The 18,774-nt window shown below is 36.2% G+C and carries 20 protein-coding genes; 16 read left to right on the plus strand and 4 right to left on the minus strand.

The annotated features are described in order from the left end of the window. The first annotated feature begins 126 nt into the window (after window positions 1-126). The 15 genes from BHE19_RS09270 (at window position 127) to BHE19_RS09340 (ending at window position 13,252) form a co-directional block, all read left to right on the plus strand. The gene (locus tag BHE19_RS09270) at window positions 127-1,050 is read left to right on the plus strand and encodes a DnaJ C-terminal domain-containing protein (RefSeq protein WP_070906872.1); all 924 of its coding nucleotides are present in this window, start codon (window positions 127-129) and stop codon (window positions 1,048-1,050) included. Beyond that, window positions 1,040-1,345: a chaperone modulator CbpM gene (locus tag BHE19_RS09275; RefSeq protein ID WP_017497313.1), complete on the plus strand. Its 306-nt coding sequence runs from the start codon at window positions 1,040-1,042 to the stop codon at window positions 1,343-1,345. The genes BHE19_RS09270 and BHE19_RS09275 overlap by 11 nt, the downstream gene beginning before the upstream one ends. 163 nt (window positions 1,346-1,508) lie before the next feature. Further along, window positions 1,509-1,892 (plus strand): RidA family protein, encoded by a 384-nt coding sequence (locus tag BHE19_RS09280; protein WP_070906873.1) that lies wholly within the window; start codon window positions 1,509-1,511, stop codon window positions 1,890-1,892. Between the two features lie 125 nt (window positions 1,893-2,017). Then, window positions 2,018-3,274 carry a voltage-gated chloride channel family protein gene (locus BHE19_RS09285; protein WP_070906874.1) on the plus strand — a complete coding sequence of 419 codons (1,257 nt, stop codon included), beginning with the start codon at window positions 2,018-2,020 and terminating at the stop codon, window positions 3,272-3,274. A gap of 147 nt (window positions 3,275-3,421) precedes the next feature. Then, window positions 3,422-4,426 carry a DHH family phosphoesterase gene (locus BHE19_RS09290; protein ID WP_070906875.1) on the plus strand — a complete coding sequence of 335 codons (1,005 nt, stop codon included), beginning with the start codon at window positions 3,422-3,424 and terminating at the stop codon, window positions 4,424-4,426. A 7-nt stretch (window positions 4,427-4,433) separates the two neighbouring features. Beyond that, on the plus strand, window positions 4,434-5,075 hold the full coding sequence (gene gldI, locus BHE19_RS09295) for a gliding motility-associated peptidyl-prolyl isomerase GldI (protein ID WP_070906876.1): 642 nt from the start codon (window positions 4,434-4,436) through the stop codon (window positions 5,073-5,075). 16 nt (window positions 5,076-5,091) lie between these two features. Further along, entirely contained in the window at window positions 5,092-6,168 is a 1,077-nt protein-coding gene (locus BHE19_RS09300) for a peptidylprolyl isomerase (protein ID WP_017497308.1), read from the plus strand. Window positions 6,169-6,212: 44 nt separating this feature from the next. Continuing rightward, window positions 6,213-7,355: a peptidylprolyl isomerase gene (locus BHE19_RS09305; protein WP_070906877.1), complete on the plus strand. Its 1,143-nt coding sequence runs from the start codon at window positions 6,213-6,215 to the stop codon at window positions 7,353-7,355. A 211-nt stretch (window positions 7,356-7,566) separates the two neighbouring features. Continuing rightward, the gene (locus tag BHE19_RS09310; protein ID WP_070906878.1) at window positions 7,567-8,466 is read left to right on the plus strand and encodes an EamA family transporter; all 900 of its coding nucleotides are present in this window, start codon (window positions 7,567-7,569) and stop codon (window positions 8,464-8,466) included. Between the two features lie 86 nt (window positions 8,467-8,552). Further along, window positions 8,553-8,909: a DoxX family protein gene (locus tag BHE19_RS09315; protein ID WP_070906879.1), complete on the plus strand. Its 357-nt coding sequence runs from the start codon at window positions 8,553-8,555 to the stop codon at window positions 8,907-8,909. A gap of 29 nt (window positions 8,910-8,938) precedes the next feature. Then, a complete protein-coding gene (gene aqpZ / locus BHE19_RS09320) occupies window positions 8,939-9,646 on the plus strand; it encodes an aquaporin Z (RefSeq protein ID WP_070906880.1) in 708 nt (235 codons plus the stop codon). A 32-nt stretch (window positions 9,647-9,678) separates the two neighbouring features. Continuing rightward, window positions 9,679-9,921, plus strand: coding sequence for a GlsB/YeaQ/YmgE family stress response membrane protein (locus tag BHE19_RS09325; RefSeq protein ID WP_017497303.1), 243 nt, complete (start codon window positions 9,679-9,681; stop codon window positions 9,919-9,921). A gap of 145 nt (window positions 9,922-10,066) precedes the next feature. Continuing rightward, the gene (locus BHE19_RS09330; protein ID WP_070906881.1) at window positions 10,067-10,894 is read left to right on the plus strand and encodes a sterol desaturase family protein; all 828 of its coding nucleotides are present in this window, start codon (window positions 10,067-10,069) and stop codon (window positions 10,892-10,894) included. Between the two features lie 120 nt (window positions 10,895-11,014). Further along, entirely contained in the window at window positions 11,015-11,293 is a 279-nt protein-coding gene (locus BHE19_RS09335; protein WP_017497301.1) for a DUF2805 domain-containing protein, read from the plus strand. A 99-nt stretch (window positions 11,294-11,392) separates the two neighbouring features. Then, window positions 11,393-13,252: a M61 family metallopeptidase gene (locus BHE19_RS09340; protein WP_070906882.1), complete on the plus strand. Its 1,860-nt coding sequence runs from the start codon at window positions 11,393-11,395 to the stop codon at window positions 13,250-13,252. A 269-nt stretch (window positions 13,253-13,521) separates the two neighbouring features. Here BHE19_RS09340 and BHE19_RS09345 read toward each other — a convergent pair whose 3' ends face one another. Beyond that, window positions 13,522-13,968, minus strand: a complete 447-nt coding sequence (locus BHE19_RS09345) for a hypothetical protein (RefSeq protein ID WP_017498720.1) — start codon at window positions 13,966-13,968, stop codon at window positions 13,522-13,524. A gap of 216 nt (window positions 13,969-14,184) precedes the next feature. Beyond that, entirely contained in the window at window positions 14,185-16,512 is a 2,328-nt protein-coding gene (locus tag BHE19_RS09350; protein WP_070907139.1) for a GH92 family glycosyl hydrolase, read from the minus strand. Between the two features lie 178 nt (window positions 16,513-16,690). Here BHE19_RS09350 and BHE19_RS09355 point away from each other — a divergent pair, with 178 nt between their 5' ends. Continuing rightward, window positions 16,691-17,314, plus strand: a complete 624-nt coding sequence (locus tag BHE19_RS09355; protein ID WP_070906883.1) for a M949_RS01915 family surface polysaccharide biosynthesis protein — start codon at window positions 16,691-16,693, stop codon at window positions 17,312-17,314. Between the two features lie 359 nt (window positions 17,315-17,673). Here BHE19_RS09355 and BHE19_RS09360 read toward each other — a convergent pair whose 3' ends face one another. Continuing rightward, a complete protein-coding gene (locus BHE19_RS09360; RefSeq protein WP_070906884.1) occupies window positions 17,674-18,279 on the minus strand; it encodes a GNAT family N-acetyltransferase in 606 nt (201 codons plus the stop codon). A 118-nt stretch (window positions 18,280-18,397) separates the two neighbouring features. Then, window positions 18,398-18,754 (minus strand): hypothetical protein, encoded by a 357-nt coding sequence (locus BHE19_RS09365; RefSeq protein ID WP_070906885.1) that lies wholly within the window; start codon window positions 18,752-18,754, stop codon window positions 18,398-18,400. Window positions 18,755-18,774 lie beyond the last annotated feature (20 nt).

Consider the following 18,774-nt stretch of genomic DNA (forward strand, 5'->3'; position numbering starts at 1 on the left):
ATCGTAAATCGAACACCTCGGAACTTCGATTATTTTTCAATTTAGAATAATAAATCAAAAAACACACCTCTGTTCCGGCTGTTTAAAACATCTGTCGAAATAGCTAATTTATTAAATTTTCAATCCATGGATTATATTGATTATTACAAAGTATTAGAAATCACAAAATCTGCAACTGAAGCTGAAATCAAAAAGGCTTATAGAAAACTGGCACGAAAATACCATCCTGATTTAAACCCCAATGACAAGGAAGCGGAGAAAAAATTCAAAGAAATAAATGAGGCTAACGAAGTTTTAAGTAATCCCGAAAATCGTAAAAAATACGACAAGTACGGAAAAGACTGGAAACATGCCGACGAGTTTGAAAAAGCAGGTTACGATCCTAACCAACAGCAATATTCCCGACAACAGCAAGGCAATCAAGGCTACACTGATTTTGGCGGCGAAAACTTTTCCGAAAGTGATTTCTCTGATTTCTTCAATTCTATGTACGGTTCTTCAGGGAGAAGTTCGAGAGGTCAGGCAAAATACAGAGGTCAGGATTTTAATGCCGAATTACAGTTAGATTTAGCATCCGCTTACACGACTCACAAGCAGAATCTAAGTGTTAATGGAAAAAATATCCGAATCACCATTCCGGCCGGAGTCGAAAACGGACAGATTATTAAAATTCCAAATCATGGTGCACCCGGTGCAAACGGTGGTCCAAATGGCGATTTATATATCACTTTTTTAATTGATAATGATTCCGATTTTAAGCGGGAAGGCCATAATCTATATGCCGATGTTGAACTGGATTTATACACCGCTATTTTAGGAGGAGAAATTTTTGTAAAGACTTTTGACGGAAAAGTAAAAATAAAAGTCCCGGCCGAAACTCAGCCCGGAACTAAAGTAAAATTAAAAGGCAAAGGCTTTCCGGTATACAAAAAAGAAAATCAGTTTGGTGATTTATACATTACTTACACTATAAAAATTCCAACCCAACTGTCTGCCAAAGAAAAAGAATTATTTGAAGAACTAGCTAAACTAAGAAATCATGAGCAGTAAAAACTTAATCCATATCAAACAATTTTGCGTGTATCACGAAATTGAGAACACCTTTATAACGGAGTTGCATAATTACGGTTTGGTAAAAATTATACTACTTGAAGAAGACGAATATTTCCAACCGGAACAATTACCAACTGTTGAGAAAATGATACGCCTACATTATGATTTAAAAATTAATCTTGAAGGCCTGGATGTAATCGCAAACTTATTGAGCAAAATCGAAGGATTGCAGCAAGACCTTACCGCTACTCAAAATAAACTTCGTCTTTACGAACAGCATCAAATCGAGTAAAGAACAATTTGACGCTTTAAAATATCACAAAAAAGAAGGAATTCCGAAATGATTTCAATTCAATCGTACTCTTTTTCATTGGCATATTTTATAAATTGCGACTCTATTAACCAACCCGAATTTGCCTTAAAAACAAAAAAGTAAATTCAATAAACCAAAAGAAATGAAAAGAGAAAACATCTTAACAGGATCTCCTTGGGAAGACAAAATGGGATATTGCCGTGCCGTAAGAATTGGCAACATCATTGAAGTTTCAGGAACCGTAGCTATTGTTGATGATGAAAAAGTAAAAGCTAATGACGCTTATGCTCAAACCTACAACATCCTGGAACGTGTTGAAAAAGTTTTAGAAGATTTAAATGTTGGAATGAAAGATGTGATCAGAACGCGAATTTTCACTACTGATATTTCAACTTTTGAAGAGGTAGCAAGAGCGCATTCCTCCTTTTTTAAAGATGTAAAACCAACAACCGGGTTCTATGAAATCAGCAAACTGGTTGCTCCCGAATATTTAGTTGAAATTGAATTTACGGCTGTTGTACAATAATTTTTAAGCTGCGAATTCATGATTTTTATTTAGCCACAGATTAAGGGATTAAAAAAGATTATTTTTGTCTCAATAAAAATTCGTTTTATTCTTGAATTCGTGGCTAAAAAAAACTTAGTTTATTAATGGCTTTTCAAAACCTAAAAAAAACACTGCTTACTATTTTCAAATGGATTCTCATTTGTGTCCTAATAGGTATTTTGTCCGGATCTGCTTCTGCATTTTTCTTACTTTCACTTGAATGGGTTACGCAATTTAGAATTCATCATGACTGGATTATCTGGCTTTTGCCTGTTGGCGGCCTACTTGTTGGATTTAGTTATCATTATTGGGGAGAATCCGTTGTAAAAGGCAATAATTTATTACTTGAAGAATACGAAAATCCTCAAAAAGTCATTCCGTTTAAAATGGCTCCTCTCGTGCTTTTAGGAACCTTACTAACCCATTTATTTGGAGGTTCAGCAGGACGTGAAGGCACAGCAGTACAAATGGGAGGCGCTATCGCCGATCAATTTACTAAGCTTTTCAATTTGGATAATACCGAACGCAGGATTCTGATTATCCTCGGAATCAGTGCCGGTTTTGCTTCTGTTTTTGGAACTCCGCTTGCAGGTGCCATTTTTGCCTTGGAAGTTTTGTATTTTAGTAAAATTAATTTCAAGAGTATCCTCCTTTCTTTCTTAGTTGCTTATGCCGCTTATTTCACTGTCGAATTCTGGCCGGTTAAACATACCCATTACAACATTCCGGTTGTTCCTGAAATTAGTCTAACCACTTTATGTTATGTCATTTTAATCGGTCTTTTGTCCGGTTTTGCGGCTCTGCTTTTCTCGAGAAGCACTCATTTCTGGGGTTCCCTTTTCTCCAAAAACATCAAGTATCCTCCACTCCGTCCTTTTATCGGGGGAATTGTTTTGTCTATTGTCCTTGCAGGTTTCGGACTCACAAAATTCTCTGGCTTGGGAGTTCCGGTAATTGTCGATTCCTTTACAAATGCTAATCCGTGGTACGATTTCCTGCTTAAAATTCTATTCACCGGATTTACTCTCGGTGCAGGATTTAAAGGCGGTGAAGTAACTCCATTGTTCTTTGTAGGAGCAACTTTAGGGAGTGCTTTGTCTCTGATCATTCCGTTACCCATTGCTTTTTTAGCGGGTTTGGGATTTGTAGCAGTATTTTCGGGAGCCACGCACACACCTATTGCCTGTACCATTATGGGAATGGAACTTTTTGGAATTCAGCCTGGATTGTTCATCGCCATTGCATGCGTTATAGCGTATTTCTCCTCCGGTTCTATTGGAATTTACAAATCACAAATTGTAAAAGGAGCGAAGTATCAGTTGTATCAGAGACTACAGCGAAAAGAACTGGAAAACCTCTAGTACGCTATAAGCTATAAGCTTTAGACTTTAGACTTTGGACTTTAGACTTTGGACTTTCGACTTTCGACTTTCGACTTTGAACTCAGCACAATTAACTTATAAAAAATGATTTCAGCATTACATTAAAAAAATGTAAATTCGCACACTATGAAAATACAAGACATTCAAGCGATACAATTATTACTCGCAACCCCAAAGAAAATTGCCATCATTCCTCATAGAGGACCTGACGGTGATGCTATGGGTTCAACCTTAGGGTTATACCATTTTTTATTAAAAAACAATCATCAGCCAACAGTAATTGCTCCTAATGATTTTCCTAATTTTTTAGCCTGGCTTCCAGGTTCTGAAACGGTTAAAATATTTGAAAAAGATACTGAAAACTGTACCAAAATATTAGAAGAAGCCGAGCTTATTTTTACACTGGATTTTAATGCTTTTCATCGTACAGGTGAGATGGAACATACTCTTGCGAAGCTAACCGCTCCGTTTATAATGATCGACCATCATCAGAAACCGGATGATTACGCGCTTTATACGTACTCTGATACCTCGTTTGGATCTACCTGTGAAATGGTCTATAATTTTATTTCTTTCTTAGGCAAAAAAGAAGATTTAGACAAAACCATCGCCACTTGTATCTACACAGGAATATTAACGGATTCCGGCTCGTTCCGCTTTCCGGGAACAACAGGAAATACACATCGTATCATTGCTGAACTAATCGATTTAGGTGTCGAAAATACTCAAATACCCGTTTTGTTGTTCGACAACAGTTCTTACAGTCGTTTGCAATTGTTAGGCCGTGCGTTACAAAACATGAAAGTTCTGGAAGAACACAAAACCTCTTATACTTCGCTTACTCAGGACGAACTGGATGCATTTAATTATGTAAAAGGCGACACCGAAGGTATTGTTAATTACGGATTAAGTATAAAAGGTATTGTTTTTACTGCTATTTTTATCGAAAATAAAGACGAGAAAATCATTAAAATCTCTTTCCGTTCACAAGGAGGATTTGACGTAAACCAGTTTGCCAGAGATCATTTTAATGGTGGTGGACACAGTAATGCAGCGGGAGGAAAATCAGAGACTTCAATGGAAGAAACTTTGAAAAAATTTGAAGATTTAGTAAACAAACTAGAAATATAACCCAAATATGAACTACTTAAAACAAAGCAGTTGCGCCCTACTTTTTGCTGTTTTATTGGTTAGCTGTAAACAACATGAAGATGCCAGAAGACCTATTTCTCAGGCTTCCGGTACTTTTATGAAAAAATCAGCCGATCGAAATAAAAAATTAGTAGCCAATGAAGAGGATGTTATCAAAAAAATAATCAAAAGCAATCCGAAAACAAAATACTATGCCACCCGAAAAGGATACTGGCTGTATTATGATGAACGAAATGAAACTGATCTCCAGACTCCTAAAAAAGGAGATATCGCTTATTTTAATCTGGAAGTAAAAGATATCAATGGCCAAATAATCTATTCTGAAGCCGATCTTGGTCCGCAAACCTATTATGTAGACAAGCAAGACATTATGATGGGATTACGTGACGGTATAAAAATGATGCATAAAAACGAAACCGTGACTTTCTTATTTCCTTCGCATATCGCCTACGGATACCACGGAGACAATAAAAAAATAGGACCTAATCAATCCTTAATGTGCACTGTTACACTTCGTAACTTTGTACCGGATCCAGCTGCTAATCCAACAACTACAGCGGCACAAACCCCTAAAACAGCAGCTCCTAAAACTGTAGCTCAAACTAAAAAAGATACCTTAAACCCATAAAAACAACCTTTTAAAAATGAAAAAAAGTATTCTACTAGTATTACTTGCCGTTAGTTCATTATTCTCTTGTAAAGACGAACACAGCAACCTGCCTGATGGTTTATATGCGGATATTGAAACCAATAAAGGACACATTATTGTTGAATTGGATTATAAAAAAGCACCTGTTACAGTAGCTAATTTTGTAACCTTAGCTGAAGGTAAAAGTGAGTTTGTTACTAAAGATTACCTAAAAGGAAAACCTTTTTACGACGGATTAAAATTTCACAGAGTTATTGAAAATTTCATGATTCAGACCGGAGATCCTGAGGGAACTGGTTCAGGTGATGCAGGATACCGATTTAAAGATGAGATCACCGATTTAAAATTTGACAAAGCCGGTGTTTTAGCAATGGCAAACAATGGTCCGGCTACAAACAGCAGTCAGTTCTTCATCACACATGTTGAGACTCCATGGTTAGACGGGAAACACACTATTTTTGGTCATGTGGTTGAAAAAGGACAGGAAGTTGTTAATCAGATCAAACAAGACGATAAAATTGTTTCGGTTAAAATTATCAGAAACGGTGAAGCTGCCAAAAAGTTTGACGCTATAAAAGTATTTCACGATTATTTCTCTGAAATTGCTAAAGAAAAAGGGAAATACGCGGGCGTACAAAAAGAAAAAGTAGCGTATTTAGCTTCTATCAAACCCAAAGCGACCAAAACCAATTCAGGGTTAGAATTTGTAATCACTGAAAAAGGAACAGGTAAAAAACCGGCTACAGGAGCTCAATTGTACATCAATTACTCCGGTTTCTTAGAAGATGGTACTTTATTTGATTCAAGCGTAGAAGAAGTTAATAAAGCGTTCGGAAAATTTGATGCTGCAAGAGCCGAAGCACACGGATACCAGCCAATTCCTTTCCAGGCAGGCCGTAAAGACGGAATGATTCCCGGTTTTATTGAAGGAATTGAACAACTTTCATTTGGAGACAAAGCAGTACTTTTTATTCCTGCACATTTGGCTTACGGAGCTACCGGTGCTGGCGGAGTAATTCCACCAAATGCTAATATTATTTTCGAAATTCAATTATTAGAAAAACCACAATAATTTTTTTTAAAGAAAAACCATCATAGACTTAAATTCGGAACAACATGAAGTTTAAATTCCTATTTTTATTTTGCCTGGCAGTTGTAAATATTCAGGCTCAGGCTACCAAAAAACCAGTTGCTAAAGCAAAGCCAAAAACAGCAGCGACAGCAGCAAAGATAGCCCCTAAAGCCAATCCTGGCGAAGGTATTTTTGCTACAATAGCCACCACAAAAGGAGATATCGTGGTTTCTTTAGAATATGTAAAAACACCGGTAACTGTGGCTAACTTTATCTCGTTGGCAGAAGGAACGAACCCAAACGTTAAAGTGGAAAAACTTAAAGGTAAACCCTTTTACGACGGATTGAAATTTCACCGAGTAATCAATGATTTCATGATTCAGGGTGGAGATCCTGACGGAAATGGTTCAGGAGGTCCGGGATATGCATTTAAAGATGAATTTGTAGAAGATTTAAAATTTGAAAAAGGCGGAGTTCTAGCAATGGCCAATTCTGGTCCCGCTACAAACGGAAGTCAGTTTTTTATCACACACAAAGATACACCATGGTTAAATGGTAAACATACTATTTTTGGCCATGTGGTTTCAGGAATGGACAACGTAAATAAAATTGTTCAGGACGATATCATGACAAAAATTACCATTACACGCAAAGGTGCTGCAGCCAAAAAATTTGATGCTGTAAAAGTACTTGCTGAAGATGCGAAAAAACAAGAGGCTAAAAAAGCAGAATCTCAAAAAGTGATTACTGAAAAAGCAGCTTATTTTGCCGCTACAAAAGCGAAAGCTACTACAACAGCTTCCGGTTTAAAATATGTTGTTACACAAAAAGGAACAGGCGTTAAAGGAGCGGAAGGATCTAACATTTACTTTCACTATGCAGGATATTTTGAAGATGGAAATCTTTTTGACAGCAGTATCTCTACCGTAGCAAAAGCTTATGGTAAATACGATGCCAACCGCGATGCCCAAAAAGGATACAAAGCATTCCCTTTTGTTGTAGGTAAAAAAGACGGAATGATTCCTGGCTTTATTGAAGCTTTAGACATGATGACAGATGGAGAAAAAGCTATATTCTTCCTTCCTTCTAATTTAGCTTACGGAGAAAAAGGTGCCGGAGGTGTAATTCCGCCAAACGCCACTTTAATCTTCGAAATCGAAACTTATAAAGAACAGCCCGTAAAGTAATTCAAAGTACCTTAACGGACTTAAAAGCAACCACCACGATGTATTTCATGGTGGTTTTTTATTTTATACCATCCTGTCAAATCTTCAATTTTAAACCTCACAAAAAGAACGAAATAAACGCAATCACAACGTTTCTGAATATTTTCTATTAAATCCTAAACAAAATAGCTTACCTTTGCCGGCTTAAATTTTTTAAAATAAACAGATTAAGATGTCACAAAACAATGTATTAAAAGGAGTATTTTTAGTAGCCTTAGGAGCTACAACTTATGGAATGTTAGCCACTTTCGTAAAAATGGCCTACACAGAAGGATATACTACTGCCGAAGTAACTACCTCTCAATTTGTATTAGGAATCATTGGTATTTTACTAATCAATACATTCCAAAAACTAAAACATAAAGACAATGTTGTGAAAGCAACGCCAAAAAACATATTCAGCTTAATGCTTGCCGGTACTTCATTAGGAATGACGAGTTTGTTTTATTATTTGGCAGTAAAATACATCCCTGTTTCAATTGGTATCGTTTTACTAATGCAAACAGTCTGGATAGGAGTTTTACTTGAAATGATCTTAGAAAAGAAATTACCTTCCAAACAAAAAGTTTTTTCAGTATTTATTGTTCTTATTGGTACTGTTTTAGCCACTAATATTCTACACAACGAAATCGAACTGGACTGGAGAGGGCTTGTTTGGGGAATGCTGGCAGCTGCCTCTTTTACCACTACTATGTTTACCGCCAATCGCGTTGCAACCGAAATCTCGTCGGCACAACGTAGTTTGTACATGCTGTTTGGAGGTGCCATTATCGTATTTTCATTTGCCTTGGTAACACAGGTTACTCCTTTTAACCTTGCTATTTTTGCAAAATGGGGAATAATATTGGCTTTATTCGGAACTATCATTCCTCCAATGTTAATGAATCTTGGATTTCCATTAACTGGAATTGGTCTTGGAAGTATCGTTTCTGCCCTTGAGTTGCCAGTTTCAGTAACCATGGCCTACGTTTTATTAAATGAAGAAGTAATTCTTTCACAATGGATTGGAATTATTCTAATCATTTTAGCCATTGTTATTATGAATGTAAATTTCAAACGCAAGAACAGCTAATTTAGAAACACTCTAAAAAAAAGCCTCTTGTAGTGCAATAATTGTTAATTTTTTTATAAATTCGTGATAAACAATCCTACTTTATCATGAATTTACCCTGGCATTTATATTTAATGGCTTCGCTTTATATTATTGCCGGATTAAATCATTTCAGAAAACCGGGAATGTACTTTAAGATCATTCCCCCTTTTTTTTCAAATCCTAAATTAATAAATATTTTAAGTGGTGTTGCCGAGGTCATCTTCGGCATACTCCTTCTGATTCCTGTTACCTCTCATTTTGGTGCATGGGGAATTATAGCTACTTTAATTGCTGTATTCCCTTCCAATCTCTATATGTATCAGAATAAAAAAGCAAGTTTTGGTTTACCCAAGTGGATTTTGTTTATACGCTTGCCCATTCAGATTGTTTTGATTTTGTGGGCATACCAATATACTTTTTAACAATCAACTATTAATTAAAACTATTTATTATGAAAAAATTATTTGCAGAGTTTTTTGGAACTTTTTGGCTGGTTTTTGGAGGTTGTGGAAGCGCAATTTTTGCAGCCGGAATTCCCGACTTAGGAATCGGATTTGCAGGTGTTGCACTGGCTTTCGGTTTAACAGTACTTACAATGGCTTATGCCGTAGGACATATTTCAGGAGGCCACTTTAATCCGGCCGTTTCTTTTGGTTTATGGGCAGGCGGCAGATTTCCTGCAAAAGATTTAATTCCTTACATAGTCGCTCAATGCGTTGGTGCTCTTGCGGCCGCAGGAACTTTATTCACCATTGCATCAGGAAAAGCCGGTTTTGCCATTGATAATACCAAAGCAGGAGCTTTTGCCTCTAATGGTTTTGGAGCCTTCTCCCCTGACGGATATTCCCTGCAATCTGCTTTTATCGCTGAGTTTGTACTAACATTATTTTTCTTATTAGTAATTTTAGGAGCTACAGATAAATTTGCCAACGGAAGATTTGCCGGTGTTGCAATTGGTTTTGCTCTAACCTTAATACACCTAATCAGTATCCCAATTACCAATACTTCTGTAAATCCTGCAAGATCATTATCTCAGGCCATTTTTGTTGGTGGAGAGCCGCTTTCTCAAGTCTGGCTGTTTTGGGCTGCTCCGATTCTGGGTGCTATTGTAGCGGGTTTCATTTATAAAACCTTACTGCAAAATCACGCCGAAGCTTAATCAACTCCTCTTTAACCTCAAAAAATTATCATATGGAATTTTTATATTTTTTACTTATTGGTGCAATATCAGGATGGCTTGCAGGTCAGATCTGGAAAGGTGCAGGTTTTGGATTATTAGGTAATATCGTCGTAGGAATTGTTGGCGGTATTATTGGAGGCTGGATTGCCGGTAAATTAGGTATCGGTGGTGGCGGACTTCTTTGGCAAATTATAATTGCTGTTGGAGGAGCCTGGGTCTTACTGTTCATAATCAGCTTAATCAAGAAAGCATAAATCTTTGCTTATAACTATCAAAAAGAGAAAATCAAATATACTTCTATTCGGTTTTCTCTTTTCTTTTTTCAGAAAAACTTACCTGTATTTGTTTTTCTTCAACAATCTGAATCACCCTTATTTTGTATCACTCTAATATAGCCTTATGAATGATATTATTGCCTATTTCAGTACAATTCCGTCCTCCCATAGAAGCTTAATTCTGGTTGGCGGAATTACCTTTTTTTGGATGATTGAAAATACCTTTCCCCTGTTCCGGATGCACTATCGAAAATGGCAACATGCGGGAATCAATTTTTTCCTGACTTTCACTACCATAATTATCAATTTTGTTTTAGCTTTTATTTTAATTAAAACAGCAAACTGGACGACTGAAAACCACTTTGGACTATTACAATGGTTACCCGCTTTACCGCTTTGGCTTTACACCATCATTGGTTTGTTATTGCTGGATTTAATTGGTGCCTATACTCCTCATTATGTACAGCACAGGTTCAAAATTTTATGGCATTTTCATCTTGTTCATCACACCGATACCTGGATTGACACTACATCCGCAAATCGGCATCACCCCGGTGAAAGCATTATCCGATTTATCTTTACAACTCTTGGGGTTTTGATCATCGGAAGTCCAATGTGGATGGTTTTTCTATACCAAACCTTGTCTGTTATTTCTACACAGTTTACGCATGCCAATATAGCATTGCCTCAAAAACTAGACACTTTACTAAGTTATTTTATCGTTTCTCCCAATATGCACAAAGTACATCATCATTACGTTCTGCCGTATACAGACAGTAATTATGGCAACATTTTTTCGGTTTGGGACCGTCTGTTTGGTACTTTCACCACTTTACCCAAAGACAAAATAATTTATGGCGTAGATACCCACATGGCCGTTGAAGAAAATAACAATTTGAAAAATCTATTAAAAATACCGTTTCAAAAATCGAGATCCGCAAAAAACAGTTAAAATCATTAAAAAAAACAGCATTCATCGAACCAACTAATTATTTTTTTTATTAATATTGATACTTAAATTGAAAATCAATCTATTAATCATTAACCTCTATTTTGAATTAATTTTCACGTGATGAAAAAGAGTAACCGCAAAGAATTGAATTGGGAACAAACTGAAAAAATTGTTTCGTTAGCCTTAGAAGAAAAAAATCCATTTGAAATCATAAAAAAGGAATTTGGATTGGCAGAAAAAGAAATTCTGGAAATCATGAAAAAGAAAATGCCCCTTGAGAAATTTGAGATGTGGAAAAAAAAGGCAATTGCAAATAAACCAAAACCAAAACCAGTTAAAATAGACGATTTTGACGAAGATTTGGATGGCAAATATTATATAAAAAACAAACTAGATTAAGATAGAACTCCTGAATTTCAGGAGTTTTTTTTTATTTTTAACCGAAATGTAACTTTTTTACCTTTTGTGTGTCAAATAGCGATAACCAAATATGAAGAAATGAAGAAAATAATTTACACCTTAGCGCTTGCAGTCACACTTTGGAGCTGTAAAACAGGTAGTTCCTCCAGTACAGCAAAAAACAATGTAGTAGACGTAAACATTAATCTTGTTGATGTAAAAGACGACAAAGTTCTGGTAACGGTAACCCCTCCGCAAATAAAAACTGACGAAGTAATTTACAGTATCCCAAAAACGGTTCCGGGAACTTATTCTACAGATAATTACGGTAAATTTTCAGGTGATTTTAAAGCCTTTGATGCCAAAGGAAATGAATTAACTGTAAAAAGGATTGATGACAACTCCTGGTCTATTTCAGATGCAAAAAAATTAAAAAAAGTGACCTATTGGGTAGGAGATACTTTTGATACTGAAAAAGGAACGGGATTTGGAAATGATGACGTATTTTCTCCTGCCGGAACAAATATCAATGCGGGCGTTAATTTCTTAGTTAATACACACGGTTTTGTAGGTTACTTTCAGGATAAATTAGAAATTCCTTATAAAGTTACAGTAACACATCCTGAAACACTTTGGGGAGCCACTTCAATGACAGATGAAGACGCCAGCAAAACAAGTGACGTTTTTACCACTTCCCGCTACGCTGTTTTAGTCGAAAATCCGATCATGTACTCTAAACCTGATTATACGACTTTCAACGTAAATGGAATGGATATTTTAATCGCCGTTTATTCTCCAACCGGAAAGTTTACAGCCGAAAGCATTACTCCAGAAATGAAAACGATGATGACGGCACAAAAGAACTTTTTAGGCAAAGTAAATGCTAACAAAAAGTATACTGTTCTTTTGTATCTGTCAAGTATGGCTAAGGATGATGCCCACGGTTTTGGAGCATTGGAACACCCAACGGCTACAACAGTTGTTTTACCGGAATCTATGCCTAAAGAAAAACTGGTAGAATCAATGAAAGATGTAGTTTCGCATGAATTTTTTCACATCGTAACTCCGTTAACCATTCACTCTAAAGAAATTCAGTTTTTTGATTACAATGCCCCAAAAATGTCGGAGCATTTATGGATGTACGAAGGAGTAACAGAATATTTTGCCAACCTGTTTCAAATCAATCAGGGGCTAATTAACGAAGCTGAATTTTACACGCGTATTGCCGATAAAATTGAGCAGTCTAAACGTTTAAACGATACCATGTCGTTTACCGTAATGAGTAAAAATGTACTGAATCAGCCTTATAAAGATCAATACTTAAATGTATATCAAAAAGGGGCCTTAATTGGAATGTGTATTGACATCATCATTAGAGAAAAAAGCAATGGAGAAAGAGGAATTCTGGATCTAATGCACAAATTATCGAATGAATATGGTATTGAAAAACCATTTAATGATAATGAACTTTTTGCTAAAGTAACTGAACTGACTTATCCTGAGGTTGGTGAATTCCTAAATAAATATGTGGCAGGAACGACTCCTATTCCTTATGACTTTTATTTAGCAAAAGTTGGTGTGACCAAAGCTTCAGAAAAAGCTCCGGCACCAGTTTTCATTAAAGGTCAGGCGCCTTATATTGGAGTTGACAAAGCTACCAAAGCCATAAATGTTCGTTCTAATATCGATTTGAATGTGTTTTTTACTAATTTAAATCTTAAAGGAGGCGATATCATTCTTGCTGTAAATGATAAAGCGTACAATTTCGACAACATTTATGATTTGATTGGCGAAAGTGATAACTGGAAGGAAAATGATCCAATTACGATTAAAATAAAACGTGCCGGTGTTGAACAAACGATCAAAGGAACCGTAAAAGTTCCGTTTGAAGAAAAAGAGACTTTTAAAGCAACAGACGCTTCAAAAGAAAAACTAAAAAATGCATGGTTGAAAGGATAGTTCTTTTCGACTCAAACACAAAAAAACCGACAAGAGATTGCCGGTTTTTTTTATAATTATCATTGTGAGCTATCAAACTAAAACGTTAACATCGTACGTCAGAGTGAGCGAAGTCGAAGTCTTCAACAGTATGGATTTAGCGTGTGGGACTTCGACTTCGCTCAGTCTGACATTATGTGCCTATATACTTCACGCGGTCTGACCTTACATACCTATATACTTCGCTCAGTGTGACAACTGTTTGTTCTTTAGGCTACAAATCTTTTTAACTACTTCTTCTTTACCGGAAATTTCCAGTCAAATTCGTCTTTATCGTTTATGATTGCACCGATTTCAAACTTCACCACTTCGTCAAATTCTGTTTGAAGGATGAACCAGTTGTCTTCATTAAAGTAATTCTCGAAAGTATCAAAAGTTTCCTGATTGTATTTTGTAATTCCTTTTGTTGCTAAATCTTTCTTTACATCAGCAATTTTTCTTCCGATTAGTTTGAATCCAAAAACTTCTAAATCGCTGCTTGAAGCTACTAAATAACCTAATTTCAGGTCTTCTTCCTGATAAAACGTCAATCTGATCTTTTGTGCATTGTATACAAAAATCACATTATCATCTTCATCTTTATAATTTTTATCAGGCTTTCCTAAAGCAGCTGTAACATCGTTCTGCTTCATTCCGAAAAGCAATTTATCAATTCCTGATTTTAGATTTATTTTCATGTTTACTTTTATTTAAAGTGCAAATTTCGGGAAGTTTTTTGTTGTTTCGCTATTAATTGTAAAATTTTCTCGAATTTAAACCTTGCCCTTTTTTAAGTTCTTTTTTGAGTGTCAGGCTGAGCGAAGTCGAAGCGCATTTTACGTCGTGAGAACCCTTCGATTCCGCTCAGGGAAACGGTGTTGGCTTCGACTTCGCTCAGCCTGACATATATAAAATTAATATTGTTTCTTATTCGGTTTAGCGCTCATATAAAACGTGATCTTTCCTCCATTTATTATATCAGCATGTTTCAGAAATGGCCTGTCTAATTGTTTTCCATTCAAAATCACCTTGCTCACAAACACATTTTTATCGGATTGATTGGTGGTTTCTACTTCGAATTTCTTTCCGTTTTCCAGATTAAAAGTCGCCTTTTTCACTAACGGACTTCCTAATGCATACTCATCAGAACCCGGTGCTACAGGGTAAAAACCTAAACTGCTAAAAATATACCAGGCACTCATTTGTCCAAAATCATCGTTTCCTCCTAAACCGTCAGCTCCGTTTCGGTACATTTTTTTCAGGATCATCCTGATTTTGTCCTGAGCTTTCCATGGTGAATTCGTCCAATTGTACAAATAAACGACATGATGAGAAGGTTCGTTTCCATGAACATAATTCCCAATGATTCCGTCTCTGGTGATGTCTTCTGTGTTTTCAAAATATTTATCCGGCAAATGCATGTTGAATAAAGAATCCAATCGAACTTTAAATTTCTCATTTCCTCCCATCATTTGAATCATATCGGCAGGATCCTGCGGAACATACAAACTGTAATTCCATGAATTCCCTTCAATAAATCCCTGACCATGTGTATCTAAAGGATCAAATTCTTTCTTAAAAGTTCCGTCATTTAACTTTGGACGCATGAACCCCGATTGCGCATCGTAAACGTTTTTGTAATTTTTAGATCTTGTGATAAATTCATTATAGATTTCGGTTTTACCTAATTTCTTTGCAGCCTGTGCAATCGCCCAGTCATCATAAGCATATTCGAGTGTTTTTGAAACCGAAGCACCATTTTTATCTTCTGGAACATAACCTTTTGTCATATAATATTCCAATCCGTCATAATAAGGCACTTTTGCTGTTTTCACACAAGCTTCAAGTGCTTTTTCAGGATTGAAATTGATATTGCCTTTTATAATGGCATCCGCAATTACCGAAACGGAATGATACCCGATCATGCACCAGTTTTCATTGGCATAATGCGACCAAATTGGCAGCATCTTGTGTACACTCTGATCAGAGTGAGCCAACATGGAACTGATCATATCTGAATTTCGGGAAGGCTGTACTATATTGAATAATGGATGCAAGGCGCGATAAGTATCCCATAAGGAGTAACTGGTATAATTCTTAAAGTTTTCGGCTTTATGTACGTTCATATCCAAACCTTTGTAGTTCCCGTCTAAATCTATGTATTCTGTAGGTCCTAAAAAGGCATGGTACATTGCGGTATAAAAATTCACTAAATCTTCTTTCTGAAGGGTTTCTACCTGAATTTTGTTCAACTCGTTATTCCAGACTTTCTGACTTTGCTTTTTTACTTTCTCAAAATCCCAACCCGGAACTTCTTTTTTCATATTTTCAACTGCACCGGCAGAACTTACAGGAGACAGAGCCATTTTTATTTTTATTTTCTCTCCTTCTTCCGTGTCAAAATCAAAGAACAATTTTAAGTTCTGACCTGCCATTTCGGGAAAGTTTTTGGTTTGATCAAATCTTCCCCAAAAGCCTCTGTACACACTTTTCTCCAATGGGGCCTGTCCATAGTTTTTAATGGGTTTGCTAAAACTCATTGCAAAATATACGGTTCTGGTTCTCGCCCAGCCGTTGGTCTGACGATATCCGGTAATCAAAGTATCGTTCTCTACCCGAACAAATGTCCATACATTCTTTTTATCGTAATTGTAAATCCCCGAAGTCAAATCTAAAATGATATGTGCATCATCTGATTTTGGAAAGGTGTATTGATGTATTCCTACGCGGGTTGTCGCCGTAAGTTCGGCTTTGATTTTATGATCTTCCAAAAGTACACTGTAGTAAGCAGGCTCTGCTTTTTCGGTAGCATGAGAAAATGCCGATCGATAACCGGACAATGGTTTTGAAGCAACACCGGGATTTAGCTGTAGCTTTCCGGTTGTGGGCATAATTAAAAAATCGCCCAAATCAGAATGTCCAGTTCCGCTAAAATGCGTATGACTAAAACCTACAATCGTTTTATCTTCATATTGATATCCGGCACAATACTTATAGACATCTCCGTTGTATTTTCCATTTGTACTGTAGGCAATTGTATCGGTTTCAGGACTTAACTGTACACTTCCAAACGGAACTGTTGCTCCCGGATAGGTATGTCCCATTTTGGCGGTACCAATCATAGGATCAACATACTGAATCAGATCTCGTTTCTCAATTGTTTTTTTCTGAGCATTGGCGGTATAACCGAATATTAAAAAGGATAATCCAAAAACAAAATTTTTACAATTTATTCTATTCATTAGTTTTCTTTTAATCATTACTTTTTACTTAAAAACAGCAATTGGCATTTTACTAAATCGATTTACCAATACTTTCAGATTCGAAAAATACAACAAAATATGCTTTTTAAAAAATATAAAATGATCTGATCTCAAAAGCTTTTAAATATCTTTGGTACTGTCAAATGTTACTCTATTCATGAAAAACGCTATTTTATTCTGCATCCTTTTTTATACCATTTTCGGTTTTGCACAAAAAACAGAAAGTCATAAACTAACCCAAAAAGAAATCGCTCAAAGGGAACTTGACGGTGTTTCGGAATTTCCAATTTACAGAGCACTCGAATGCTCTGATAAAAGCGGTGTGTATGAATTACTTCTCTGCGAAAATCAAAAAAACATTTCAAAAAAAGACACCTTAAACACAAAGATTCAGGCCATTTATACACTGAATGATCATGGCGGTTTTCTTGAAAAATGGAGAATTAATGATTTACTGGAAGACAGCGATCCTAAAGAAACAACTATCTATTTTTGGACAAAATACTGCAGTACGACAGATCTGGACGGTGATGGACTTATCGATCCGGTGATTGTTTACGGTACGAGAACGGAATACAACGAGATAAGGCGCGTTAAAATTATTACAATCTCTCACAATAAGAAATATGTAATCCGTGCTGTAGAATGCGATCTTGATTATTGCAGAAGCTTTAAAAAGGATTCAACCTGGAATTTACTTCCTCTAAAAACAAAAACCTACCTTAATTCATTAGTTGAAAGGTTAAGAAAAGAGCAAAATTTACTTTTGAAAGACGGGTAAGTAGATCGTTATGGGTTTGAATTATGAGTTATGAATTGTGTTTAAAAGTTCCGTAGGAACGACATATTTTGTAGCAACGGATTTCAATCCGTTGAAAAAATCACACGACGCGTTCAAAAGTTCCGTAGGAACGACATATCTATAGCAACGGATTTCAATCCGTTGAAAAAATATACGACACGTTCAAGAGTTCCGAAGGAACGGCACATATTATAATGGCGGCATTTTTCAAAAACAAAATATACGTTTGCGATGGGTTTGTAAAATGAACCGAACCGATGGTTCTTCTTTTGCTTTTGCGTCATTTTGACCAGATTAAAATCCGGCCCTACAATATGGGTCGAGGCTAGCGCCTCTTTTTAAAGCTTATGCTTTAAATTTTCCTTTACCTCATCAAACCATTCTTTTTGCAGGATGCTCAACACAATAGAATCACGACGAACATCACTATTAGCGGTTGGCATATGACTTCTTAAAACGCCTTCAACTTTGCAGCCGATACTTTTCATGGCGGCAATACTGCGTTCATTATTATTATCGGCACGAAACTCTACACGCTCCACACCAAGGGTTTCAAAGGCAAATTGCAACAATAAAAATTTACAATGTTTATTAAGCCCGGTTCCTCTAAAAGCCGATCCGTACCAGGTATATCCCAGCTGTAGTGATTTATACTCCAGATTCATGTCGTAGAAACGTGTTGAACCTGCATACTTTTGTGTTTTTTTATCGAAAACTATAAACGGAAATTCTTTTTGATTCTCTCGTCCTTTTATCGCCAGTTGGATATAATTGATCAAATTTTCTTTACCGTCTGCACCTACTAAGGAGTATTTCCAGGTTTCGGGTTCGTTAACAGAGATTTCCAGTAAATTATCGGCATCTGATTCTTGCAAAGGACGTAATAAAACAGAATCGTCTTCTAAAATTATAGTATCGGAGAAATTAAAATTTGATGTGGTCATGAATTCTTTTTTTGAGCTGCTCACTATAAAGTATTCTATTTACTTTATCTAAAAACTATTTCACAGAGAGACACTACGTTTTGCACAGAGATTCGCAAAGTTTTACAAAATTGATCGTTTATTCATTCATTTCGTCATAGCGCTCGGGAACTTGCGGATCGTATAACGGACATTTGAATTCTTCCATCAGGGAAACCAGTGTATTCATGGTTTTTCCTTCGGTTCCGTAACAATCGATTTTGATGCTTTGTGGTGTAGTAATTACCTGGAAAGCACCTTTTCCTGTACTGTTTTTCCAGCTGTTTTCGTCCACTCGCTCCCATTGGGAAAAAACGGAATTGATTCTGTTTATAATGACCTCAACAGGAAGTGTTGCAAGACCGTCTACTTCTTCTTTTTCTACAAGGGCTTCATAAACTTCATGATGGTTCAGATAAACCTCTTCTAAATATCTCCAAAAAAGTAATTCATACATAGCTTGATGTTTTTTTTAGC

The organism is Flavobacterium tructae (genome assembly GCF_001853485.1).
Classification (GTDB): Bacteria; Bacteroidota; Bacteroidia; order Flavobacteriales; family Flavobacteriaceae; genus Flavobacterium; species Flavobacterium tructae.